We start from the raw sequence: 561 nt of genomic DNA on the forward strand, positions 1-561 counted from the left end.
CGAGCGCCAGTCCGATCCCGGCCTGCTGGGCACCTGTGGCCTGTTCAAATGGAACCGCCCGTGGCGCAGCTGCGCCATCGGCTTCGAACTGGCAAAACCGGCACAAGGGCAGGGACTGATGAGCGAGGCGTTGCACGCCGCGGTGGGCTGGGGCTTCGAGCAGATGGCGCTGAACCGTATCGAGGCCCAGGTGCACCCGCAGAACCTGGCGAGCCTCAGGTTGCTGGAGCGGCTGGGGTTTGTCCGCGAAGGGCTTTCCCGCCAGGCGGGGTATTGGCTGGGAGCTCATCATGATCTGGTGCAGTACGGCTTGTTGAGGGCCGATTGGTCCAGCCCGGCGCCGCTCGCCGCGCATGTTGTGTAACTGCGTGGCGTGACAATCAAGCCGGTGCTGGCACCTTCAGCGGTGCCCCGGCGTCGCTACATCGCTGTCCTCGACGGGCTCCAGGTGGTGGTAGGAGGGAAAGACCTTCCGCTGGCTGATCTGCAAGCCTGTTGGTAGTGCGAGCCCTTGGGTTTTACTGGAGCCCCAGGTCCGACGTTCGCCGCAATAGGTATGCA

Annotated in this window: 1 protein-coding gene; it reads left to right on the forward strand. The window is 64.9% G+C overall.

Going from position 1 to position 561, the window contains the following annotated elements; translation table 11 throughout:
• Positions 1 to 364, forward strand: a 364-nt coding sequence (locus Q7C21_RS22640) for a GNAT family N-acetyltransferase (RefSeq protein ID WP_375151183.1), incomplete at its 5' end; no start/stop codon positions are given.
• Between the last annotated feature and the right edge of the window lie 197 nt (positions 365 to 561).

Source organism: Pantoea sp. ANP04 (assembly GCF_041982285.1).
GTDB lineage: Bacteria > Pseudomonadota > Gammaproteobacteria > Enterobacterales > Enterobacteriaceae > Pantoea > Pantoea eucalypti.